Annotated in this window: 18 protein-coding genes; 8 read left to right on the top strand and 10 right to left on the bottom strand. The window is 73.7% G+C overall.

Translation table 11 applies throughout. The annotated features are described in order from the left end of the window. Positions 1–322: 322 nt before the first annotated feature. Complete coding sequence (locus tag ABZ459_RS35285; protein ID WP_357979669.1) at positions 323–1,522, top strand: FxsB family cyclophane-forming radical SAM/SPASM peptide maturase; 1,200 nt, start codon at positions 323–325, stop codon at positions 1,520–1,522. Positions 1,523–1,538: 16 nt separating this feature from the next. Here ABZ459_RS35285 and fxsT read toward each other — a convergent pair whose 3' ends face one another. Continuing rightward, positions 1,539–4,106 carry an FxSxx-COOH system tetratricopeptide repeat protein gene (gene fxsT / locus ABZ459_RS35280; RefSeq protein ID WP_357979667.1) on the bottom strand — a complete coding sequence of 856 codons (2,568 nt, stop codon included), beginning with the start codon at positions 4,104–4,106 and terminating at the stop codon, positions 1,539–1,541. A 301-nt stretch (positions 4,107–4,407) separates the two neighbouring features. On the opposite strand from fxsT, the gene ABZ459_RS35275 reads away from it, so the two are divergent. Both ABZ459_RS35275 and ABZ459_RS35270 read left to right on the top strand, forming a co-directional pair. Further along, on the top strand, positions 4,408–4,605 hold the full coding sequence (locus tag ABZ459_RS35275; RefSeq protein WP_357979665.1) for a hypothetical protein: 198 nt from the start codon (positions 4,408–4,410) through the stop codon (positions 4,603–4,605). A 277-nt stretch (positions 4,606–4,882) separates the two neighbouring features. Continuing rightward, positions 4,883–6,853 carry a tetratricopeptide repeat protein gene (locus tag ABZ459_RS35270; protein ID WP_357979663.1) on the top strand — a complete coding sequence of 657 codons (1,971 nt, stop codon included), beginning with the start codon at positions 4,883–4,885 and terminating at the stop codon, positions 6,851–6,853. A gap of 399 nt (positions 6,854–7,252) precedes the next feature. Here the strand turns inward: ABZ459_RS35270 and ABZ459_RS35265 are convergent, their stop codons facing one another. Further along, complete coding sequence (locus tag ABZ459_RS35265) at positions 7,253–8,689, bottom strand: MFS transporter (protein ID WP_357979661.1); 1,437 nt, start codon at positions 8,687–8,689, stop codon at positions 7,253–7,255. A 251-nt stretch (positions 8,690–8,940) separates the two neighbouring features. Here ABZ459_RS35265 and ABZ459_RS35260 point away from each other — a divergent pair, with 251 nt between their 5' ends. Further along, positions 8,941–12,210 carry a glucodextranase DOMON-like domain-containing protein gene (locus ABZ459_RS35260; protein WP_357979659.1) on the top strand — a complete coding sequence of 1,090 codons (3,270 nt, stop codon included), beginning with the start codon at positions 8,941–8,943 and terminating at the stop codon, positions 12,208–12,210. A gap of 45 nt (positions 12,211–12,255) precedes the next feature. On the opposite strand, the gene ABZ459_RS35255 is transcribed toward ABZ459_RS35260, so the two are convergent. Together ABZ459_RS35255 and ABZ459_RS35250 are read right to left on the bottom strand one after the other, a co-directional pair. Then, entirely contained in the window at positions 12,256–12,945 is a 690-nt protein-coding gene (locus ABZ459_RS35255) for a hypothetical protein (RefSeq protein ID WP_357979657.1), read from the bottom strand. An 81-nt stretch (positions 12,946–13,026) separates the two neighbouring features. Continuing rightward, positions 13,027–14,205 carry an Ig-like domain-containing protein gene (locus tag ABZ459_RS35250; RefSeq protein ID WP_357979655.1) on the bottom strand — a complete coding sequence of 393 codons (1,179 nt, stop codon included), beginning with the start codon at positions 14,203–14,205 and terminating at the stop codon, positions 13,027–13,029. A 236-nt stretch (positions 14,206–14,441) separates the two neighbouring features. On the opposite strand from ABZ459_RS35250, the gene ABZ459_RS35245 reads away from it, so the two are divergent. Then, positions 14,442–15,287, top strand: a complete 846-nt coding sequence (locus ABZ459_RS35245) for a polysaccharide deacetylase family protein (protein WP_357979652.1) — start codon at positions 14,442–14,444, stop codon at positions 15,285–15,287. On the opposite strand, the gene ABZ459_RS35240 is transcribed toward ABZ459_RS35245, so the two are convergent. Together ABZ459_RS35240 and ABZ459_RS35235 are read right to left on the bottom strand one after the other, a co-directional pair. Beyond that, entirely contained in the window at positions 15,251–15,499 is a 249-nt protein-coding gene (locus ABZ459_RS35240) for a hypothetical protein (RefSeq protein ID WP_357979650.1), read from the bottom strand. The two genes, ABZ459_RS35245 and ABZ459_RS35240, sit on opposite strands and share 37 nt — an antisense overlap. Continuing rightward, positions 15,496–16,122, bottom strand: coding sequence for a hypothetical protein (locus tag ABZ459_RS35235; protein ID WP_357979648.1), 627 nt, complete (start codon positions 16,120–16,122; stop codon positions 15,496–15,498). The genes ABZ459_RS35240 and ABZ459_RS35235 overlap by 4 nt, the downstream gene beginning before the upstream one ends. Before the next feature lie 227 nt (positions 16,123–16,349). Between ABZ459_RS35235 and ABZ459_RS35230 the strand changes: the two genes are divergently transcribed. The 3 genes from ABZ459_RS35230 to ABZ459_RS35220 are packed head-to-tail and all read left to right on the top strand — an operon-like array spanning position 16,350 to position 18,977. Next, a complete protein-coding gene (locus tag ABZ459_RS35230; RefSeq protein WP_357979646.1) occupies positions 16,350–17,828 on the top strand; it encodes an aldehyde dehydrogenase in 1,479 nt (492 codons plus the stop codon). After that, the gene (locus ABZ459_RS35225; RefSeq protein ID WP_357979644.1) at positions 17,825–18,559 is read left to right on the top strand and encodes a gamma-glutamyl-gamma-aminobutyrate hydrolase family protein; all 735 of its coding nucleotides are present in this window, start codon (positions 17,825–17,827) and stop codon (positions 18,557–18,559) included. The genes ABZ459_RS35230 and ABZ459_RS35225 overlap by 4 nt, the downstream gene beginning before the upstream one ends. Then, positions 18,537–18,977: a GNAT family N-acetyltransferase gene (locus tag ABZ459_RS35220; protein WP_357979642.1), complete on the top strand. Its 441-nt coding sequence runs from the start codon at positions 18,537–18,539 to the stop codon at positions 18,975–18,977. The genes ABZ459_RS35225 and ABZ459_RS35220 overlap by 23 nt, the downstream gene beginning before the upstream one ends. 33 nt (positions 18,978–19,010) lie before the next feature. Here the strand turns inward: ABZ459_RS35220 and ABZ459_RS35215 are convergent, their stop codons facing one another. The 4 genes from ABZ459_RS35215 to ABZ459_RS35200 are packed head-to-tail and all read right to left on the bottom strand — an operon-like array spanning position 19,011 to position 23,045. Continuing rightward, positions 19,011–19,859, bottom strand: coding sequence for a fumarylacetoacetate hydrolase family protein (locus tag ABZ459_RS35215; RefSeq protein ID WP_357979640.1), 849 nt, complete (start codon positions 19,857–19,859; stop codon positions 19,011–19,013). Further along, entirely contained in the window at positions 19,852–20,760 is a 909-nt protein-coding gene (locus ABZ459_RS35210; RefSeq protein ID WP_357979638.1) for a 3,4-dihydroxyphenylacetate 2,3-dioxygenase, read from the bottom strand. Before ABZ459_RS35210 ends, ABZ459_RS35215 begins: the two co-directional genes overlap by 8 nt. After that, positions 20,753–22,213 (bottom strand): aldehyde dehydrogenase, encoded by a 1,461-nt coding sequence (locus tag ABZ459_RS35205; RefSeq protein ID WP_357979636.1) that lies wholly within the window; start codon positions 22,211–22,213, stop codon positions 20,753–20,755. Before ABZ459_RS35205 ends, ABZ459_RS35210 begins: the two co-directional genes overlap by 8 nt. 25 nt (positions 22,214–22,238) lie before the next feature. Then, positions 22,239–23,045: an acetoacetate decarboxylase family protein gene (locus ABZ459_RS35200; RefSeq protein ID WP_357979634.1), complete on the bottom strand. Its 807-nt coding sequence runs from the start codon at positions 23,043–23,045 to the stop codon at positions 22,239–22,241. Positions 23,046–23,122: the final 77 nt, after the last annotated feature.

The following is a 23,122-nucleotide window of genomic DNA, read 5'->3' as shown; positions in this document are numbered from 1 at the left end:
GCCGGAGGTGCGTGATCAGCGACACTGCGCGCTGGCGACGTGGCCGTGGTCCACGTGCGGGCGCCGGGTCAGGTAGAGGCCCTGGCTCATGCGTACGAAGCTACGGAACCCGGAACGCTAAGTCAACATTTCCTACTGGATTTACATGAATTACTGTTCGGGAACGGCCCGCTTCCGGAAACGACGGTCCCCAGTTGCCCGGTTTGATGATCTACTCTGGCGGGAATCCGGTCCGGGGATGAACGAGCTCGGACACCGAGCTTCGTCGCAGCCCCGGGAGCTGATCAGCGTGGGCGAAGCCGAATGGCCCGCAGATCTCGATGTGCGAAGACTGCTGGAGTCGGGGTGGCGGCCCACCCCGTTCAGGCAGTTCATACTCAAGCTCCACAGCCGCTGCAACCTGGCGTGCGACTACTGCTACATGTACGAGATGGCCGACCAGAGCTGGCGCCGCCAGCCGCGCCGCATGTCCGGCCCGACCATCGACCGCGTGGCCGCCCGCATCGCCGAGCACGCCGAGGCCAACGGCCTGGACAGCGTCGAGGTGATCCTGCACGGCGGCGAGCCCCTGCTGGTCGGCGTCGACCACATGCGCTACGCGCTGACCGCCCTGCGCTCGGCGCTGGCGCCCGGCGTCGAGCTGGTGGCCCGCGTGCAGACCAACGGCGTCCAGCTCAACGAGGGCTTCCTGAGCCTGTTCGCCGACCTCAACGTCTACGTGGGCGTCAGCCTCGACGGCGACAAGGAGGGGCACGACCGCCACCGCCGCAACGCCTCCGGCCGGGGCAGCTACGAGCAGGTGCGGGCCGGCATCGAACGCCTGACCGCGCCCGCCTACCGCCACCTGTTCGGCGGCCTGCTGTGCACCCTCGACCTGGCCAACGACCCGGTCACGACCTACGAGGCGCTGCTCCGGTTCCGCCCGCCGGTGCTGGACTTCCTGCTGCCGCACGGCAACTGGACGACTCCCCCGCCCGGCTGGTCGTCCACCGGCTCGCCGTACGGCGACTGGCTGGTGGCCGTCTTCGACCGCTGGTACCGGGCGCCCGAGCGGGAGACCCAGATCCGCATGTTCAGCCAGATCATCCGGCTGGTGTGCGGCCGGCCGTCCAGGAGCGAGGGGATCGGCCTGTCGCCGGTGGCGGTCGTGGTCATCGAGACCGACGGCAGCATCGAACAGGTCGACACGCTCAAGTCCGCCTACGACGGAGCGGCCGGCACGCTGCTGCACACCTTCCGCGACTCCTTCGACGCGGCGCTGCTGCTGCCCTCCATCGCGGCCCGGCAGATCGGCGCGCGGGCGTTGTCGGACGAGTGCGCCGCCTGCGAGCTGGCCAGGATCTGCGGCGGCGGTCTCTACCCCCACCGGTACCGTCCGGGCAGCGGGTTCCGCAACCCGTCGATCTACTGCCGCGACCTGTACCGGCTGATCGGCCACATCCGGCGGACCGTGACCGACGACGTGGCCGACCTGACCAGAGCCGACCCGCGCACCCCCGAGCTCCTCGCGCCCGGGGGGTGAGCGGGGCCCGGCCCGGTCAGACCGGCGGCGGGTCGAAGTCGCAGTCGAGGTGGCGCCGTTCGCCGGCCACCCGGGTGTCGGGGTGTTCGGGGCCCAGCGTCTCCAGGTAGGACCGCATGGTCTCGTCGAAGAGCGCCCTGCCCTCCGCCCGCTGCCCGGCGGCCTCCAGGTCGGCCGACAGGTTGGCCGCCGCCGCCAGGGTCGTCGGGTGACGCGCGCCCACCAGGGCGCTGAGGCGCTGGTGGGCCTCCGCGCCGATCTCGCAGGCGTTCTTGAGGTCGCCCAGGACGGCCAGGTCGCTGGCGTAGTTGACGGCGATGAGCAGGTAGTAGTGGTGGTCGCGGCCCAGCCTGCGCTCGATGCCGTCGAGCGCCTTCTTGTTCAGCTCGCGCGCCGCCTGCGGGTCGCCGAGCACGCGGTGCAGCAGGGCCACGTTGCTGGCGCAGCCGTGGTTGTACGGATGGTCGGCGCCGTAGATCCGCGGGTAGCGGTTCATGGTGTCGAAGGCCAGCTCGTAGGCCTGCTCCACGTTGCCGTTGGCGCGGTTGCAGTTGGACAGGCAGGTGGCGGCGGCGAGCGTGCTGGGGTGGTCGACCCCGTACAGCCGCACGTAGCGCTCGTGCACGTCGATGGCCTGCAGGAGGGCGTCCTCGGTCTCGCCGGACCGCAGCAGGGCGATGGCCAGGTCTTTCTGGGCCAGCAGGATGCGCGGGTGGTTGGCGTCGAAGAACTCGCGGCCGAAGATCAGCGCGTCGTCGCAGACGTCGACCGCCTGGCGGTAGTCGCCGCACAGCCGCACCACGCGGCCGAGGCCGGTGCGCAGGTTGAGCTCGGTGCCGCGGGTGACCGCGGTCTCCCCGCCCTGGGCCGTGCGCAGCGCCTCCAGGAGCAGCTCCTTGGCGCGGACGTAGTCGGAGGTGAGGCCGTAGTCGAGGGCCAGGCTGTTGATCGCCCTGACCGTGATGACGTCGTCGGGCCCCAGCACCTTCCTGTGCAGGCGCAGCGACTCCTCGTCGTGCTCCCTGGCGTCGATGAAGCGGCCCTGCGCGCGCAGGTCGGAGCCGATGCCGTTGAGCAGGATGAGGGTGTCGCGCTCCTCCTCGCCGAGCGCGGCGCGCATGGAGATCAGGGTGGACTGGTTGAGCTGGTAGGCCTCGGCGTAGCGGCCCTGCTCGCGGTAGAGGTCTCCCTGCAGGCGCTTGGCCTGGAGCACGTGCCGGTTGTCGGCGCCGGAGTCGTGCGTCCAGCGCTCCAGGAACGTCGCCACGTGGCTGCCGGTCGCGGCGAAGTTGCCGGAGGAGCTGAGGTAGGTCAGCATCTTGATCGCGAAGTCGCGGACCTCGTCCCTGCGGCTCTCGGCCACCCTCGCCGGCCGGACGTGGGCCAGCAGCGCGTCGTAGCGCGGCCAGTTGGCCGGGTCGTCGGGGGCCTGCGGCACCGCGCCGACGAGCAGCGAGTGGACCTCCGCCCGGATCTCCTCCTGGACCTCCGGTTCGAGCTCCTCCCGCAGCAGGGCCTGGATCAGGCGGTGGACCTGGAGGGTGGCCGGTCGCCCTGGGCCGCGCTGGCCGCCGGCCTGACCGCTCGCCTCGGCCTCGACCCGTACCAGGGCGTATTTGGCCAGCGTGCCGATGGCCCCGCTCAGCTTGATGGGATCGGCGAGCAGCTCGGCGATCACCGGGCGCACCGCCCCCTTGACCGGGACGAGCACCGAGCGCGGGATGGGCTCCGGCCCGAAGAAGGCACAGCAGCGCAGCAGCTCCATGGCCTCGGGCAGGTTCTCCTTGAGCTTGTTCACCGACAGCCCCCACGCGGCCGTCATGGAGACCGGGTACTCCGAGGGCTTGCCCCTGCTCAGCAGCTGACTGGTGTGCTCCTGGAGCAGCTTGAGGTACTCCTCCGGCGCCATGCCGGTCTCGCTCTGCAGCGCGGCCGCCTGCTCCAGCGCCAGCGGCAGGTCGCCGAGCGCCTCGGCCAGCTCGACGGCGACGGACTCGCTGATCGCCCTGCGCAGGCGCTTCTGGAAGAACTCGACGCTCTCCCGCCGCGGGAAGACGTCCACCGGGACGGTGTCGACGACGCTCTCCCAGCGGTGGTTGCGCGAGGTGATCAGGACGTGCCCCGGGCCGGGACGCACGATCTCCCTGATGTCGTCCGGCTCGTCGGCGTTGTCGAAGATCAGCAGCCACCGGCGGGTCGGCTCACCGCGGCGCAGCGCCTGCAGGACGGCGTTGGCCGCCTCGTCGATGCCCGTCGCGGTCGGGCCCGGCAGGCCGAGCTGGGGCGCGAGCTGGGCCAGCGTCGAGCGCACCAGGCCGGGCTGGTCGGAGGGGATCCACCAGACGAGGTCGTACTCCTCGCGGAACCGATAGGCGTATTCGATCGCGGCCTGCGTCTTGCCGACACCGCCGTAGCCCTGCAGGGCGTTCGGCACGACCGCGGTGGGCTGCTGGAGAATGCTGTCGCGCAGCCTGGACAGCAGTTCCTCCCGGCCGGTGAAGTTCTTGTTCCGGGGTGGAACCTTCCAGACATTGGGAAAGTCGCTCACTGCGCGCAGTGCGGCGGACGGCTCTGGAATCGTCACGTGCCCGCCCTTCTGCCCGTGCCTTCACGGGGGCTGGTGCAGGAATGGAAAGTCGTTCTCGAGAATAGGGCAAGATAAAAACGACAGACTGTCATGGTAGCGGCCCGGCGGGTCCCGTACTACCCGGCCGATAACGGCGACCGCCAACAGCCGATTCAGGACGGCACTAATTCACCGCCTATTGGCGGGCACGCCGAATTCGGCCACCCTGGGATCAGCCTGTTGAGCACTTCGCTCCGGACGGGCCGGTCATCCGGACGGGGAACGCTGCGGGCAGGCCAGAGCCGACGAGGGAGCGCCCATGGCACCGCAGGTCGTCACGCAACACAAGGATCTTCTTGATTTGTCCGCACTCTCACCTGCCCGTCTCGAGGGGCTGGGGAACTCCGTGATCGCACTGGAGTTACTCGAGCTGCTCGAGTCGGGCCCGGGGGAAGACGAGGTGTTCGCCGCGTTCGACAACAGCACGCCGGTGCCGTACCGGCCGGGCAATCCGTAATCACGAACCGATTCGCCGAGACCCGGCGGGAGATGTTTCCCCGGGTTTCGGCGAACCCGAAAACGGGGCGCCGGCCACGGCGATGCCATACCATGGGGAGCCATCGAGAATCGTGCAGCGGTGACAGCCGGACGTTGAGCTCGAAACCGGACGGAATTATTCAGGAGTCTCGCCGCCACACGCGTCTTGCGGCATTGACCGGGGCGGGCGCCTCCGCAGTCCGGTCCCGGGCCACAAAGGAATACGACGTCGTCCTCGGTGAGTGAGGTCTGGTCCCATGACTGCTTCCGGCCCCCGACGCGGTCCCTTCGTCGGAGCTCGTCCCTTCGACGAAGGCGACGGGGCCCTGTTCTTCGGACGGTCCGCGGAGACCGCGGAGCTGGCCGGCATGTGGCGGCGCAACCGGCTGACGATCCTGCACGGCGCGGCCGGCGCCGGCAAGACCTCGCTGCTGCGGGCCGCCGTGATCCCCTCGCTGCGGGACGAGCGGGCGCGCGTGCTGCCGGTGGGCCTGGCCCGCTCCACCCGCGTCTGGCCCGCCGCCGCGCTGCCCGAGCACAACCCGTACGTGATCGCGCTGCTCTCGTCGTGGTCGGACGGCGGCTCGCTGGCCAGTTTCGCGGGCCTGTCGGTGAGCGACTTCCTGCGCAGGCTCCAGCGCAACGACGGCGTCGCCGGGCCGACGCTGGCCGCCGTCGACCAGGTGGAGACGTTCCTGCGACTGCCCGACCCGTACGAGCACCTCAGGGAGAGCTTCTTCGACGAGCTGCTGGGGTCGTTGGCCCAGCGGCCCGACCTGCGCCTGCTGCTGTCGGTCCGCACCGACCACCTCGACGAGCTGCGGCACGTGCTCAGGCGCTACGCGGTCCGGGAGCCGCAGGAGCTGGCGCTGCCGCCGTTCACCCGGGCGCACGCCGTCGAGGCGATGCGGCTGTCGGCCGAGTCCACCGGCGACGGCGCCGCCGCGGACAAGGTCGAGGAGCTGGTCGACGAGATCCGCACGGTCCGCGACGACACCGGCCGGCCCTGGCCCGCCGCCGACGAGGTCGACCCGCTGCTCCTGCAGGCCGCCGGCGCCCGACTGTGGGGCGATCCGCCCGACCGCGAGCGGTTCCTGCTGACGGAGCTGGACACCGCGGCCGACCGGGCGCTGCGCGAGTTCTGCGCCGCGACGCTGGCCGAGGTCGCCGCCGACTACCTGTTACCCCCCGGCCGGCTCATGTCCTGGTTCCGCCGGGACATCCTGCACGAGTACGGCAGGCTGTCCGACCCGGTCGCGGACGTGGGCGCGGTCGTGCTCAACGCCCTGGAGGACCGCCACCTGGTCAGCTCGCCCAAATGCAACGGCCTGCCCATGCACGGCCCCCGCCACCCCCGGATGCTGGCCCCGCTCAGGCAGCTCGACGCCGCCATGTGGCCGCAGTCCCCGCCCGACCCGGCGGCCCGGTTGCGCGCCGCGAAACGCGCCGGTGACGAGGGTGAGCCCGAGCGCGCCCGCCGGCTCGTCCACGAGGCCGCCCAGACCTGCCCGCCGCAGGCGTTGCGGCTGCGCGCCGAGATCGACACGCTCTCCGGCAACATCGACTACGACCAGGGGCTGCTGGAGGAGAGCATCGAGCACTACCGTGCCGCGGCCCGGCTCTTCGAGGCCGTCGGCGACAACGCGGCCGTCGGCTGGCTGATGACGGCGGTCGGGCGCGTCGTCCTGGCCCAGGGCAGGCCGGGTCTGGCCGTCGAGCAGCTGCGCGCCGCCGTCGGCCGGGTGCCGGACGACCTCATCGTGCAGACCGCGCTCGGCCAGGCCCTGTGGGAGGCCGGGCAGCCGGACGCCGCCCTCGCCGTGCTGAGCGACGTGCTCAACCGCGAGGCGGACACGCCCGAGGCCCGGCGCTCGCGCGGGGAGTTCCTGGCCGATCTCGGCGACGCGGAGTCGGCCCTGCGGGACATGCGGCAGCTGCGCGGCGGCCGGCCCGCGCCCTCCACCAAGGCGGCCCGCGCGCTGGCGATGGCCAGCCTGACCCGCCCCGAGGTCGCCCATGACCTCGGTGACGCCCTCGACGAGGCCGAGGAGGCGCTGAAGGAGGCCGAGGAGAGCGGGCCCGTGCTGCTGCGCGCCGCCCGCGTCCACAAGCTCACCGGCGACGTCACCAGGGCGACGGAGCTGGCCGACCGCGCCATGACGGCGCGGCGCCCGCCGCTCCCCGAGCACCAGCGGCGTACGGCCAGGAAGCTGCTCGCGGGCTCGTGATGCCGGACACCGCCCTGGTGGCCCTCATCACCGGCGCATCGGCCGTGCTGGCCGCGCTGTCGGGCGCCGGATGGGCGATGGTGACCGAGCGGCTGAAGGCCAAGCAGGCCACCAGGGCCGCCGCCGAGCAGCGCCGGGCCGACCGGGAGGACGCGCGGGCCGAGACCCTGCGCACGGCGTTCGCCGACGCGCAGTCGGCGGTGCTGCGATTCGGGCTGACCGTGAGCATCTCGCTCGACATGCGCACCGACCGGGACGCCCGCCTCGACGGCGAGGACCTGCCCGGCCAGTTCCGCCAGGCGCGGGTGGAGTACCTGGCGGCGGCGGTGGCGGTCGAGCGGTTGTGGCCGCTGTGCCCGGAGGGCGCGCGCGAGCGCCTCGAACAGCTCAGCGCGGCCGTCACCAGGGCGTTCGGGCACGCCCGTTCGGTATCAAGTCCTGTTGTGGCCGGGGAGGAGGTCGAGGTGGCCCTGCAGCGGGCGCTGCGCGCTCTGAGCGCGGAGGTCTTCCCGCCCGCGCCGCCCCCTTCCGAGCTCGCCGTCCCCTCCGGCTGACGGCCGCGCGCCACAGGCGGCCCAGGTCGTGCCCGAGCGAGGTCACCATGAGCGTCAGGACGACGGCCAGCAGGCCGATGGCCACCGCCACCGCGACGAGTGCGCCCCTGGTGCCCCAGACGGCGATCAGGTAGCCGGCCGACAGCGCCCCCAGCGGGACGGCGCCGCCGGAGAGGAACCGCCCGGCGCCCGTGACCCTGCCCAGCAGCTCCTTCGGCACCTCGTCGGCCTGGTAGACCGCGAGCGCGACGTTGATGTGCGCGCCGGTGAACCCGATGCCGCCCCAGGCCAGCGGCAGCACGACGGCGACGAACACGACGCTGTCGTGGTCGACCAGCGCCACGAACCCGGTGAGCATCAGCCACGACCACACGCAGGTCACGATCACGCCCCGGGTGCGCCCCTTGCTCTGCAGCCGCGACGCGGTGAACGAGCCCAGGACGCCGCCGAACCCGGTGGCCGCGATCAGGCAGCCGATGAGCAGGCTCGGCAGCCGCTGCTGGTGCGCCAGCAGGATGAGGACGAGCGCGAGCGTCTGGAAGAAGAAGTTGGCCAGCGCGCAGACGACCAGCACCGGCACCAGGAACCGTTCCCTGCGCAGGTAGGCGAAGCCGTCGCCCAGGTCGGCCACCAGCGCCCTGACCCGCGGTCGCGGCGGGACGCCGTGCGGGGTGAGCCGGTCCTTGGCCATGCGCAGCAGCGCGAACACCGACAGGAACGAGGTCAGCGCGTCGACGGCGAAGGCCAGCGCCCGGTGCAGGTCGAACAGCAGGCCGCCGAGCGGGCGGCCGAGCAGCGCCGCCGCGTGCACGCGCGCCTCGTTCTTCGCCATCGCGCCCGGCAGGTGCTCGCGCGGGACGAGCCGCGGCACCACCGTCGCCTCCGCGGTGCTGAAGAACACCAGGCAGACGCCCTGCGCCGCGGCGACCAGCGGCAGCACGACGTGCTCCGGCATGGTCGCGAACGCGCCGGCCGTCAGCAGCACGGCGAGCACGCCGCGGGCCAGCAGGCTGACGATCATGACCCGCCGCCGGTCCATGTAGTCGACCAGCGCGCCCACCGGCAGGGCCAGCAGGATCCGGGGCAGCGTGCCGGCCGCCGTCACCCAGCCGGCGAACACCGGCGAACCGGTCAGCGACAGGGCGAGCAGGGGGACGGCGAGCATCGCGTTCGTCGAGCCGAGCTGGTTGGCCGCCGAGGCACTCCACAGGAGGTTGAAGTCGCGCCGCCACGGGGCGCGTCTCCCGTCGGCCGGGCCCTCGCCCGCGGTGCTGTCGGTCACCTCTGTCGCTCCCAAGGCGCCCGGACGCTGGGCAAGCCAGGTGCGGTGTCGTCCCAGAGCCGGGCTTCGTGTCACAGGTTGAAGACCGGCCTTCGGACGGTGATCGTACCCGTAACGGGGGCCTGTTACAGGCAAACGGTCACCTCGACGTACCCAAGGTCCCTTGACCTCGGCGGGGCGGTGGGCCGGGTTGACAGGGGCGTCCGGGTGGTTTTCTCTGCAACCAGGCGTGGGGGCGGAGGGGAGCGTTCATGCGTGGTCTCCGGCGGTGCTTCGTCGCCCTGGTCCTGTGCGTGCCGCCGGTCGTCCTGCCGGTCGCGCCCGCCGTCGCCGCCGGGCCCGCGCCCGCCGGGCCCGGGGCCGCCGCGCACTTCGGGCAGGCGCGCAAAGACTGCGTGGGGACGGCGGCGGGCCGGGCGTCCAAGGTCTGGTACACGGTGGCGGGCGGCGTGTTGTCCGACGTCTACGAGCCCACGATCGACAACACGAACGTCGAGACGATGCAGTTCGTCGTCACCGACGGCCGCACGTTCACCGAGGCGCAGGCCCGCGACACCAGCTACCGGGTGGAGACCGGGCGTTCGGGGCTGAGCTGCACCGTCACCTCCACCAGCAGCGCCGGCCGCTACCGGCTGACCACCACCTACGTCACCGACCCGGGGAGCGACGCGGTCGTCGTACGGACCCGGCTGCAGCCCCCCGGCCTGCGGCTGTACGTCCGGCTGGACGCGAGCGTGAACGGCAACGGCGGCGGCGGCCCGGCCGACGGCGGGGCCGACACCGGCGCGGTGGACGCCGCCACCGGCGCGCCCGTGATCTCCGACACCGGCACCGAGACCTCGGCGCCGGAGCGCGACTACGCGGTGCCCACCCACCTGGCGCTGCGGGCCGAACGGCGGCTGCCGCTGGCGAGCGTCGGCTACGCGGGCACGTCCGGCGACGGGCTGGCGCAGCTGGACGCCGACCACGAGCTGACCCCCTACGACAGCGCGCCGCGCGGCAACGTCGTGGCCACCGCCCGGCTGCCGATCGACGCCTCGGGCGCGGTGACGTTCGCGCTGGGCTTCGGGCGCACCGCCGAGGCCGCGCTGCGGACGGCGGGCGCGGCGGCGGCGCGGCCGTTCGAGTCCACCCGCGCCGCGTTCGAGGCGGGCTGGGCGGCCTACGACGCCGGGCTGCGCCGGCCGCCCGCCGCCGTCGCCGACGTCTACCGGCTGTCGGCGAACGTGCTGAAGGCGAGTGAGGACAAGACCTTCCCCGGCGCGGTCGTCGCCTCACTGGCGAGCCCGTGGGGCCAGGCGGTCGACGCGGGCGCGCTGCCCGGCGGCAAGCCGGTCTACTTCGGCTCCTATCGCGAGGTGTTCGCCCGCGACCTGTACGAGGCGTTCACCGGCTTCCTCACCGCCGGCGACCTGGTCACGGCCCGCGCCACCACCCGCTTCCTGCTGGAACGCCAGCAGCTCCCCGACGGCAGGCTGCCGCGCAACTCGCTGCTCAACGGCCGGCTCGCGCCCGACTCCGGCGGCGACCAGCTCGACGAGACGGCCTACCCGATCCTCATGGCCCACCAGTCCGGGCTGGGCGGCGAGGCGGGGCTGTGGCCGCGCGTACGGGCGGCGGCCGACTTCCTGCTGGCGCGCGGGCCCGCGTACGGCGTGGAGCGGTGGGAGGAGCAGGCGGGCCACTCGCCGTCCACGATCGCGGCCGAGATCGCCGGGCTGGTCGCGGCGGGCGAGATCGCCGACCGGCAGGGCGACCGGGCCCGCGCCCGGCTCTACCGGGCCGCCGCCGACCACTTCGCACGCTCGGTCAAGGGCTGGACGGTGACCACCACCGGCCCGTACGCCCCCCGCTACTTCCTGCGCCTGTCGCGCGGCGGCGCCCCCGACGCGGCGCTCTCCTACGACCTGGGCAACGGCGGCCCCACCGAGGACCAGCGCCGGGTGGTGGACGCCGGTTTCCTGGAGCTGACCAGGCTCGGCGTCCTGCCCGCGGACGACCCGGACGTGCTGGCCTCCCTGCCGGTCGTGGACCGGGTGCTGCGGCGGACGACCGCGAGCGGCCCCGGCTGGTACCGGTACGGCTCGGACACGCCGGGCACCGAGGACGGCTACGGCGACTGCCACGAGCCCGACCCGACCTCGTGCGCGCCGTCCGGCAGGCCGTGGCCGACCGGGAACACCGGATCGGGCCACGTGTGGCCGGTGCTCGCCGGGGAGCGGGCCGAGCAGGCGCTCCAGAGCGGCGACCAGGCCGCGGCGGCGGCGCTGCTGGCGGCCATGCGGGCGATGTCGTCGGGCACGGGGCTGGTGCCCGAGCAGGCGTGGGAGAACCCGGGCCTGGCCGCCGCGCCGTACGGGAGCGACCCGGCGACCGCCTCGATCGGGTTCCGCGACGGCGGTCCGGCGGGCTCGGCGTCCCCGCTGACCTGGGCGCAGGCGCAGCTGGTACGGCTCGTCCTGTCGCTGGGCGCCCGCCGCCCTGCCGAGCAGCCCGAGGCCGTCCGCGAGCGGTACGCCGCGCACGGCATGCCGGGCACCACCCCGCTCACCGTCACCGCCCCCTCCGACGGCGCGACCGCCGAAGGCGCCTCGGTCGCCGTCGCGGGGACGGCCGCGCCGGGCGCGCTCGTGGACGTCGAGGCCGCGCCCGTCGACCTCGGGACGCCGGCGCGGGTCGTCTCGGTGCGCGCCGGGCCCGACGGGGCGTTCACCGCGCGGGCGCCGGTCGCGTTCGGCGAGGTGGTGCTCACCGTCACCGCGACCGCGGGCGGCCGCACCGCCCACGCCCGGCGCTCGGTCGTCGGCGACGTCGTCGGGGGCACCACCGTGCTCGACGTGGCCGACCCCGAGGGCGACGACGACGGCCCGGGGACCTATGCCTACCCGACGGCGGCCGACTTCCGTCCCGGCGCGTTCGACCTGCGGCGGTTCCAGGTGATCACCGACGCGACCACCGTCTACCTGCGGGCCGGTCTGCGCGACCTGACCCCCACGTTCGGCAGCCCGATGGGCGCGCAACTGCTCGACGTCTACGTGCGCGACCCGGCCGCCGCCGGGTGGTCGGCGCAGGCGGCGTTCCCGCAGCGCAACTACCGCATCGCCGAGGAGGACGCCTGGTCGCAGCGCGTCGAGGCGCAGGGTTTCGCCGCTCCGGTGCTGGTCGGCGCGGACGGGCGCGGGCGTGGCGGCGCGGCGGTCCGCGTGTCCGGCGCCACCAGGACGATCACCGTCGCGCTGCCCCGGTCGACGTTCGGCACGCCGGGGCCCGGCTGGCGGTTCGCGGTCGTCCTGACCGGCCAGGACGGCTACGCCGCCGACCAGGCCAGGGGGTTCGCGGCGACGCCGGAGCCGTACCGGTTCGGGGTGTGCCCCGAGGGCGGCGGCGCGCCCCTGTGCGCGGCCGACCCCGGCACGGTGCCCAAGGCTCTGGACGTGCTCACCCCCGACGGGGTCTCCCAGGCCGACGAGCTGAACCCGCTGCTCGGCCCGGTCACGCTCCGCGCGGTCACCGTGCCCTGACCGGCTGCGCCCGCCCGGCCCGGCCGCGATGGGGCGGCCGGGTGGTCAGGCGAAGCGTTCGATGGTGACCGGGATCAGGCCCTGCCCGCGGATCGCCTGCCGGTGGTGGTGGAGCAGCGCGCCGATGGCGGCCAGCGGGCCGGCGCTCAGGCGTACGGTGACGTCCAGGCACCAGGCGATGCCGGGGCCGATGCGCCGCAGCTCCCAGGTGAAGGTGTGTCCGTCGGCGGTCGCCGTGGCGGTGCCGGCGATCCTGGCCCGCGGGTTCTCCCGCGGCGGCTCCAGGCGCAGGACCGTGCTCACGTTCGCCAGGCCGCGCTCGCCGAGCTCGCCCGCGAACAGGATGCGGTAGCGCCGGGTCTGCGCCGAACGGGAGCCGCCCAGGTCGAGCGGGGCGGCGGCGGGGAGCGCCTGGCGGTACTGGAAGAAGGCCCGCAGCTCGGCCTCCTCCGGCAGCGCGCCGCCGCCGAGCATCGAGTAGGTCTCGCGGGCGTCGCGCCTGGTCACGGGCAGCACCCGCTCGCGCAGCGCGGGGTCGGCGCGGATGGCCCGGCTTGATCCGGGCGACTCGCGCCACTCGCCGCACTCGGCGGTCCATTCCGCGCAGTCGATGCCCGCGGCGGTGTAGTCGTCGCAGAGCACGAACTCCTCGACCAGGATGCCCAGGGGAAGTGTTCCGCGGCCACGGTCGGCGGCGTAGATCAGGTAGTAGTCCAGGGGTACGTCGGCGTCCATTGGCGACATGATCGTGGTGCGGGCCCCCGCGGGCAAGGCGACATTCTGATGTTCTCGCAGGTCCTGCCGTCAGATGACGGTCTAGCCGGTTACGGGCTTGCCCGTGGCGCTGCCGGCGAGCCATTCCGCCCACGACTTGGCCCACGGGGTCGGGCCGTTGCCGAACCGGAGCTTGCGCGAGGTGCCCTTGACCTGGATGACGTCGCCGCGCTGGGTGAAGTCGTAGAACCAGCGGGCGTCCGCGGGACCGGCGTTGACGCAGCCGTGGCTGACGTTGGAGTTGCCCTGTGCGCCCGTCGACCAGGGCGCGGCGTGGAAGAAGGTGCCGCTGTAGGTCATCCGGACGTTCCACTTGGTCTTGATCCGGTACTCGCCCGGCTCCCCGATGGTGGCCGAGTCCATGACGGTCTCCGCGGCCTTCTCCTGGGCGATCATGGTGCCGGAGTAGCTGTCGTCGCCGGGTTTGCCCAGGCTGACGGGGATCGTCCGGACGACCTTGCCGTCCGCGGTGACGACGGCCCGGTGGCGGTCGGCGTCGACCTTGGTGACGTGCCGGGGACCGACGGTGAAGGACAGGCTGCGGTCCCTGGTCCCCCACAGGTCCTCGCCCGCGCGCAGCCCGGCCAGGTGGGCGACGACCTTGACCCGCTCCCCCACCGGCCAGTACTCGCGCGGCCTGAACTGCACCTCGCGGTCGCTCACCCAGCTCCACGCGCCCTCGACCGGCTCGGACATCTCCACCACCAGCGAGCGCTCGACCGCCGCGCGGGCCTGCCGGGAGGTGACCGGGTGGGACAGCAGGAGCTGGACCGGCATCCCGACGCCGACCTTCTCGCCGTCCAGCGGCGACATGCCGCTCTGCAGGGCCCGCCTGGGCTTGAGCGTGGTGAAGGACGACCGGCCGGTGACGGCCTTGCCGTCGGTGCCCGTGGCCTGCGCGCTCACCGTGTACGACGTCGCCGGCCGCAGCGGCCACCGTGGCCGCCAGGTGCCGTCGGCCGCCGTCGAGCCGGTCACCTGACGGCCCTTGGCGTCGGCGACGGTCACCTTGGTGACCTTGCCGCCGGTGACCCGCACGCTGATCCCGGTGTCGGGGGCGACCTTCCTGGTGCCGGCCGCCGGGGTGATCGCGAGCTTGGCCACCGGGCCCTCGGCCTGCCGCGGGCCGCCCGCCGGCTGGGCGCCGCCGCCGCCGGAGGCACATCCGGCGAGGAGGAGCCCCGCGAGGGCGAGCGTCGTGCTGGTCCGGCCGTTCCGCATCGTCGATGCCTCCCGTGCCTGACAAGGCGTCATTTTCTTCATTGAACGGTCTGTGCTGTCACGTGCGGACACCTCTGCCCATTGAGCATGGGAGAAACCTTCATCCACGGATGAACGCTCTTGCGAACCTTGCGGGCGAATCTGGTGTCCAACTCTCTGGAACGGTCCTTCTGGGCCGGTCTCAGGGGATGACGCACCGGGGGCGGTGCATGAGGGGGAACGTCATGAACGGCGGCATGAAGCGATACCTGTCCGGTATCGGGATGACCGCGGCGACACTGGCCGTCACGACCGCGCTCACGGGGGCCACCCCCGCCCGCCCCACGCCCTCCCCCACCCACCCGGCGCCGTCGGCCTCCCCCGAGCCGAAGCCCGACCACAGGCCCGACCACAAGCCCGACCGCAACGGCGTCCACAGGCCCGACGGGACCGAGCCCGGCGAGCCCGCCGTGGGCTCGGACAAGCCCGACTGCCGCAAGGTCAAGTGCGTGGCGCTCACGTTCGACGACGGCCCGGGGCCCTACACCGGGACGCTGCTGCGCCACCTGGCGAAGTACCGGGCCCACGCCACGTTCTTCGTCGTCGGCCGGAACGTCGGCGCCCACCCCGACGTGGTGCGCCGCACGGTCGAGGCGGGGCACGAGCTCGGCAACCACACCTGGTCCCACCCCGACCTGACCAGGCTGTCGCCGGCCGCGATCAGGTCCCAGCTCGCCCGCACCGACCGGGCCGTGAAGTCGGCCGCGGGCGTCGTGCCCGGCCTGGTGCGCCCCCCGTACGGCGCGACGGACCGCGACGTGCGGCGGCAGGCGCACCGGCCGCTGGTCCTGTGGAGCGTGGACACCCTCGACTGGCGTTACCGCGACAGCGCCAGGGTGGCCCGCGTCTCGCTCAAGCGGGTCCGCCCCGGCAGCGTCATCCTGTTCCACGACATCCACCCGACCACGGTCAAGGCCGTCCCGCGGGTGCTGAAGGGCCTGTCCGCCCGCGGCTACCGCTTCGTCACGGTCAGCGAGCTGTTCGGCGGCGAGCCGCCGAAGGTCGTCTACAACGCCCGGCGGCTCTCCGGCGGTCCCAGGTAGCTGGGCAGGCGCCCGCCGGTGTCCACCACGAGCCGCTGCAGGACGATGGTCGGGTCCACCATCCAGAACTTCAGCACGTGCCTGCCCGGAGCCGTGACCGTGTGCACGGTCGTGGTCTCGTTGACGTTGTCGGAGGTGTCGCGCTCCCACTGGCGGTTCATGGTCGTGTCGTTCGCCCCGCCCGGCACGACCCTCCCGGCCGTCGGGATCACTCCTCGGCGGTCTCCTCGTAGCCGATCGCGGCGTCCGCCGCGTCGCCGCCCGACTCGCGAGCCCGGTAGCTGTCGCCGCCGTAGAACCTGAAGGCGCCGTTGTCGGCCCGTTCGCCGACGGGCGGCACGCGGCCGTCGATGGCGACGTAGTACCAGCCGTAGCCGCCCTGCCGGTCCTCGCAGAAGTTGTTGACCACGCGCTGCCGGGAGGGCTTCCTGACGCACACCTCGACCCACTCCGAGGGCGTCTCGATGGCGGCCTCCGCGCCGGGGCCGCCCTGCGGCGACGCCTTGGTGAGCTCGTCGCCCCCGGGGTCCTCGTACGTGCCGCCGTCGGCCCGCTCGCCCACCGCGGGGACGGTGTCGTCGCCGGCGTAGAAGTACCAGTCGTAGCCCCGGCGCTCGTCCTCGCACGGGCGGTAGTCGGCCCTGGTCTGCGTACCGGTGTCCACGCAGACGGCGATCCGGGCGGACTCGTCCTGCGCCGCGGCGTCGGACCCGCCGTCGGGCTCGTCGTCGATGACCTCTTCGGTCTCCTCCGGCGCCACCGGCTGACCGGTGTCGGCGACCGCGCATCCGGCGGTCAGGACGGCGACGAGCGCGAGGCAGGCGAGTCGTAACAAGGATCCTCCACGGAGTCGGGGTGACGACCGGCCAACGAGCGGGCCGCCGGGCCCGGTTCCCGGCCCGGGGCGACAGGCCATTGACTGCCGATCGTTTGGGACCGTACATTTTCGAAGCACCCGTCCGCGACAGAAGGGCCGACGATGCCGGTCAACGGCGACATGCCGACGCTCGTCCAGACGTTCGCCACCGAACAACAGGTGACCGCCTGCGAGCGAGGCGCGTCGTGACCCACGAGGAATGGCTGAGCCGGGCCGCGGCGGTCGCGCCGCCGTCCGGGCACCACATCGACGGCGCCGACGAGCCCGGCGGCGCGTCCTTCACCGTGCGCTCGCCACGCGACGGCCGGGTGCTGGCCGAGGTGGCCGACGGCGGCGAGGCGGAGGTCGGGCTCGCCGTGTCGGCCGCGCGCCGGGCGTTCGACTCCGGCCCGTGGCCGCGGATGGCGCCCGCCGAGCGCGGGCGGGCGCTGGTGCGGCTGGCGTCCCTGATCGAGGAGCGGCGCGCGCACCTGGCGCTGCTCGTCAGCCTGGAGATGGGCAAGCCGATCACCGACGCGCACGACATCGAGCTGCGCGCCGCGATCACCACCTTCCGCTGGTACGGCGAGCTGGCCGGCAAGCTGGCCGACGAGGCCCCGCCCGTGCCCCCCGACGCCCTCGCCCTGGTCACCCGCGAGCCCGCCGGGGTCGTCGGCGCGGTCGTGCCGTGGAACTTCCCGCTCACGCTGGCCTCGTGGAAGGTGGCCCCCGCCCTGGCCGCGGGGTGCACTGTCGTGCTGAAGCCGTCGGAGCTGTCGCCGCTGTCGGCCCTGGAGCTGGGGCGGCTGGCCACCGAGGCCGGGCTGCCGCCGGGCGTGCTCAACGTGGTCGCCGGCGACGGCCCCACCGCCGGGCGGGCGCTCGGCCTGCACCCCGGCGTGGACGTGCTGGCCTTCACCGGCTCCACCGCCGTCGGGCGGCACTTCCTGCGCTACTCGGCCGACTCCAACCTCAAGCGGGTGTGGCTGGAGCTGGGCGGCAAGTCGCCCAACATCATCCTTCCCGACGCCCCCGACCTGGAGGCCGCCGCGGCCACCGCCGCCTGGGGCATCTTCTTCAACCAGGGCGAGATGTGCACGGCGCCGTCCCGCCTGCTGGTCCACCGGTCGGTCGCCGAACGGGTGACGGAGGCCGTGGTCGCCCGCGCCCGCGCGCTGCGCGTCGGCGACCCGCTCGACCCGGCCACGGAGATGGGCGCCCTGGTCGGCGAGGCGCACCTGGACCGGGTGCGCGGCCACGTCGAGGCCGGTCTCGCCGAGGGCGCGCGGCTGCGTACGGGCGGCGGCCGGATCCTGGCCGGCACCGGCGGCTCCTACCTCGAACCCACCGTCTTCGACCGGGTGGACCCCGGCTCCCGGCTGGCCAGGGAGGAGATCTTCGGCCCGGTGCTGTCCGTGCTGGCCTTCGACGACGTCGAGGAGGCCGTCCGCCTGGCCAACGACACCGAGTACGGTCTCGCGGCCGGCCTGTGGACCTCCGACCTGGGCACCGCGCACCGCGTCGCCCGCGCGCTGAGGGCGGGCACCGTCTGGGTCAACTGCTACGAGGAGGGCGACCTGACCGTGCCCTTCGGCGGCATGCGGCAGTCGGGCAACGGCCGCGACAAGTCGGCGCACGCGCTGGAGAAGTACACCGAGCTCAAGACCACCTGGATCCGGCTGTGAGACCCCTGATCGCGATCCCCGCCCGCTTCTCCGCCACCGCCTCGGCCCTGCGCCACGCCGCCGAGGTGAGCGCCCGCGCCCTGGTGGAGGCCGTGTGGCGGGCGGGCGGCGAGCCGGCCACGATCCACCCGGCGGGCACGGACGGCCCGCACGACGTGGCGGGCCGGATGGCCAGGTTCGACGGCCTGCTCCTGCCCGGCGGCGGCGACGTGGCCCCCCACCGCTACGGCGCCCCCGACACCCACGAGGACGTCTACGACGTGGACGACGACCAGGACGCCTTCGACCTGGCCCTGGCCCGCCACGCCCTGGCCGCCGGGCTGCCCACGCTGGCGATCTGCCGCGGTCTCCAGGTCGTCAACGTGGCCCTCGGCGGCACGCTGGAGCAGGACATGGGCGGCCCGGAGGGCGGCCACCGGCACGTCGTGCACCCGGTGTCGCTGCGCCCCGGCACCCTGCTGGAACGCTCGGCCGGGACGGCGAAGGTGGAGGCGTCCTGCTTCCACCACCAGCGCGTCGAGCGGCTCGGCGACGGCCTGTCCCCCGCCGCCCACGCCGCCGACGGCACGGTGGAGGCCCTCGAGCACGACGGCGCGCCCGGCTGGTTCACCGCCGTGCAGTGGCATCCCGAGGACACCGCCCATCGCGACCCGGCCCAGCAGGCCCTGTTCGACGCGCTCGTCCGCGAGTCGGGGCATCATGGCTGTCATGATCCGCGCCGCCGTCCCTGACGACCTGCCCGCACTCCACGACCTCGCCGTCGCCTTCTACGCCGAGGACGGCTTCACCACCCCGGCGCGGACGCTGAAGGCCAACCTCGCCAGGCTGATCGCCGCGCCCGACGTCCGGGTCGCGGTGAGCGAGAGCGAGGGCCGGCTGGTCGCGTTCGGCATCACCACGACCACGTTCGGGCTGGAGCAGGGGCTGTACGCCGAGCTGGAGGACCTGTTCGTCGTGCCGGAGGCGCGGCGGCGGGGCGAGGCGGAGCGGCTGATCGAGGACAGCCGCCGGTGGGCCGCCGGCCGGGGCTGCACGACCCTGGAGATCGTGATCGCCCCGAACGGCGCCGACGTGAGCCACCTGTTCGCCTACTACGGCAAGCGCGGCTTCCGCGACGAGGGCCGCCGCATACTCAACCACCCCCTGTGAGCGTCCGGGGCGGCGGGCCGCCGCCCCCGCGGCTCACGGGCGGCGCGGCGGGCGGACGCCCCGGAACTCCCAGTCGCCGCCGAGCGCGGTCGAGCGCACCTCCTCCGACTCCGTCGGCTGCGCGCCGACGTCGGAGCGGATCGGCACCGGCCCGGTCACGACGTGGTTGGTCAGCCGGCCGAGCCCTTCTGCCTCGACCTCGACCACGTCCCCCGGCCGGACGGGCCGCGAGCCCGCCGGGGTGCCCGACAGCAGCACGTCGCCGGGGAAGAGGGTGATCGTCCGGGCGATGTCGGCGACCAGGTAGTGCATGTCCCACGTCATCTCGTCGGTGTTGCCGTCCTGGACGACCTCGCCGTTGACGTACGTGCGCAGGCGTTTGCCGCGGAAGTCCCAGCCGGTCACCAGGCCGGGGCCGAGCGGGCAGAGGGTGTCGGAGCCCTTGACGCGCAGCATCGATCCGGCGTCGGTGTCGCGGAAGTCGTGCAGCCCGAAGTCGTTGGCCACGGTGTAGCCCGCGATGTGCGCGCCGGCCTCGGAGGGGGCGATGTTGCGGCAGGTCCGGCCGATGACGATGGCGATCTCGCCCTCGTAGTTGAGCCACTTGCAGCCCTCGGGCCGCACGACCGCGCCCCGGTGGGAGTTGAGCGAGGAGGTGGGCTTGTGGAAGTAGGTCGGCGCGTCCGGCAGCCGGGTCCGGAACTCCTCGACCCGGCTGCGGTGGTTGAGGTGCACTGCGATGATCTTCGTGGGGACGACCGGCGGCAGGTGCGCGGCCTCGTCGGCGCGGATCCGGCGGCCGTCCGCGGCGACGAGCTCGTCCCCGTCGCGGACGGTCTCGGTGACGGCGCCGTCCAGCAGGACGCGGCGGTACTCAGGCATGGGCGTTCTCCTGTCGGAGGGCGGTCCAGCCGCCGGACGGGCGGTCGAACCAGAGCAGGGCCTGGCCGGTGCCGACGGAGTTCTCGTACTCGCCGTACTGGCGGGCGGGGGCCGTGCAGCGCTCCTCGCCGAGGGCGCCGGCCAGCATGACGTAGTGGTGGAAGCGGGCCTCGGGCTTGTACGTCCGGAACTCCGGCATCGTGCGCAGGACCTCGTCGTGCCGGCCCTGCCGGAACCATTCGATGCGCCGCAGGTCGGCGGCGCGGGCCTCGGGGGTGAAGACGTGGCGCGGGTCGCTGGACTCGTGGTCGCGCAGCTCGCGCAGCGGCCAGAAGGTGTGCGACAGCGCGCCGGAGGCGATCACCAGCACCCGGCGGTCGGTGGCCGCGACGCCGTCGGCCAGCGCGCGGCCGAGCCGCAGGTGGTCCTCCATGTCGCCGGTCTGGCAGACGCCGATGCTCACCCAGCGCTTGCCGGGCAGGCCCTCGCCGAGGTACTTCCACAGGTTGGTGGTGGCGTAGTAGATCGGCAGGTGGTCGTCGTCGATGGGGGTGATCCAGGTGCCGTGCCGGTCGGCGAAGGAGGCCACGTTGCGGGCCAGCTCGGGGTCGCCGGGGAAGTCGTACGGCATCCGGCACATGCCGCGCGGCAGCTCCTCGGAGGTGTACAGCCCGGCCCGGCGCGCCTGGGCGGTGACCACGAACTCGACCGTGGTGGCCCAGTGGGAGTCCAGCACCACGACGGTGTCGTAGTCGTCGCGCTCGAAGACGTCCCGGCGCAGCTCGCGCAGGCCGGTGACCAGGGTGATCTCCTTGCCCTCGTTCAGCTCCAGCCGGGTGCGTTCGGGCAGCACGATGGTGGGGACGTGCGCGAGCAGGCCCGCCCCGACGATCTCACCCATGGTCGCTCCAGCCCTTCGGCGCGGTGACGGTGTTCTTCAGGTCGCAGTAGAAGTCGAAGCTCCAGGTGCCGCCCTCGCGGCCGACGCCGGACTCGCGGGAGCCGCCGAAGGGCGCGCGCAGGTCGCGCACGAAGAAGCAGTTGACCCAGACCGTGCCCGCGACCAGCCGCTCGGTGACCCGGCGGGCGCGCTCGCGGTCGCCGGTCGCGACGGTGGCGGCCAGGCCGAAGCGGGTGTCGTTGGCCAGCCGGACGGCCTCCTCCTCGGTGTCGAACGTCTGCAGCGTGAGCACCGGGCCGAAGACCTCCTCCTGGACGATCTCGCTGTCCTGGGCCACGTCGGTGAGCAGGGTGGGCCGGTAGTACAGGCCGTCCCCGCGCTCGCCGCCGAGGACGGCGCGCGCCCCGGCCGCGAGGGCCCGCCGGACGAACCCGTCGATCTTCTCCACCTGGCGCGGGTGGATGTTGGGGCCGACGTCGGTGGCCTCGTCCCGCGGGTCGCCCTGGACCAGGGCCGCGGCCCGCTCGGTGAAGCGGCGGGTGAACTCCTCGGCGATCGGCGCCTCGACCAGCAGCCGGGTGGCGGCCAGGCACACCTGCCCGGCGTTGTCGTACTGCTCGACGGCCAGGTCCACGGCGAGGTCGAGGTCGGCGTCGGCGAAGACCAGCAGCGGCGACTTGCCGCCCAGCTCCAGGCTGAGCGGGGTGAGGTTGGCGGCGGCCGAACGGGCGATGCGCCGCGCGGTCGGCACCGAGCCGGTGAAGCTGACGCGACGCACGCCGTGGTGCTCGACCAGGGCCTGCCCGGCCTCCTCGCCGAACCCCTGGACGACGTTGAGCACGCCGTCCGGCAGCCCGGCCGCGGCGGCGACGTCGGCCAGCAGGGAGGCGGTGAGCGGCGACCACTCGGCGGGCTTGAGCACCACCGTGTTCCCGGCGGCGAGCGCCGGGGCGATCTTCCAGGTGGCCAGCATGAGGGGCGCGTTCCACGGCGTGATCAGGGCGCAGGGGCCGGCCGGGTCCCAGGAGACGTGGTTGGCGTGGCCGCGGGTGTCGAAGTCGTCGTGGCCGAGGCCCTCCAGCCAGTCGGCGAAGAACCGGAAGTTGTGCGCGACGCGGGGCATGACGCCACGGCGGTGTGAGCGCAGCAGGGCGCCGTTGTCGCGGGTCTCGACGGCGGCCAGCTCCTCCAGCCGCTTCTCGACGCCGTCGGCGATCGCCCGCAGCACGGCGGCCCGGCCGGCGCGCGGGGTGGCGGCCCAGCCGGGGAAGGCGTCCTGGGCGGCGGTGACGGCGGCGTGCACCTCGGCGGGGCCGCCGCGGGCGATCTCCCCGAGCGCGGTGCCGTCGATGGGCGAGAGGTCGGTGAACGTGCGCGCGGAGGCGACGCGCCGGCCGCCGATCCAGTGGCGGGTGTCGACGGTGACCCCGGCGACGGTGATCTGTTCGGACATGTCGGGTGCTTCCAATCTCAAGGGGCTAGTGCGCGCCGGAGGTGCCGGATTCCAGCAGCGTGCCGCCGTCCCACACCACGCCGACCTGGCGGAAGTAGGCGCCGATGGGCTCGCGGACGGCCAGCCGGGACAGCTCCTCGGTGGGGGCGTCGAACAGCTCCAGCTCGGCGTCGCCGGCCCACGCCTGGCCGGCCTCGAAGGCGGCGGCGCCGGACTCGACCAGCTCGTCGAGCGCCAGCCCGCCGCCCTTGCCGATGGCCGGCAGCCAGCGGTGGTGGGCCATGAGATGGCCGTTGACGAACCCGTTGTGCGGCGACGGCTCGCGCAGGGTCACCACGGCCTGGGCCAGGCGGCGGTCGGCGGCGGCCAGCGTCGCGCCGAACCGGGCGCCCGCCTCGATGCGGGGCGCGGGGCCGTACGGGTGCGGCCTGGTCTGGTGGATCGACCCCAGCTTCTTCGGATAGCCCTGGTGCAACCCCCTGGCGACGGCGAAGTCCTTGTCCACCCAGATGTAGACGCACCTGGAGTAGGTCCGCCCCCGGTAGGAGCACCGGACGACGGCGAACGCCTCCTTGTACTGCGAGCGCACCGGGTCCAGCAGCTCCTCGCGGGAACCGGCGCAGGACTGCCAGTCGGCCCAGATGAGCGCGACCGCGCCCGGGTCCTCCGCGGCGAGCTCCAGCGGCTCGGGCAGCAGCTCACGCACCCGGGCGGGGTCGGTGCGGTACTCGATCGTGAGCAGGTCGCCGGAGTAGTGCCACGGCGGCTCCGGGACGAGGGACGAGCGGCCCGTGGCCGTCTTGGGGTGGAAGTAGCCGCGGACGCCGGCCAAGATGGTCCTCCTGGAACTCGTTTGGTTCCAAATAAAATATGAACATCCAGGCCGATCGGTCAACAGCCCTTGCGGCA

Origin of the sequence: Nonomuraea sp. NPDC005692, assembly GCF_040631115.1 — a bacterium.
Taxonomy (GTDB): Bacteria; Actinomycetota; Actinomycetes; order Streptosporangiales; family Streptosporangiaceae; genus Nonomuraea.
Note: the sequence above shows the minus strand (reverse complement) of the source record. Positions and strands in the feature narration are given on the sequence as shown.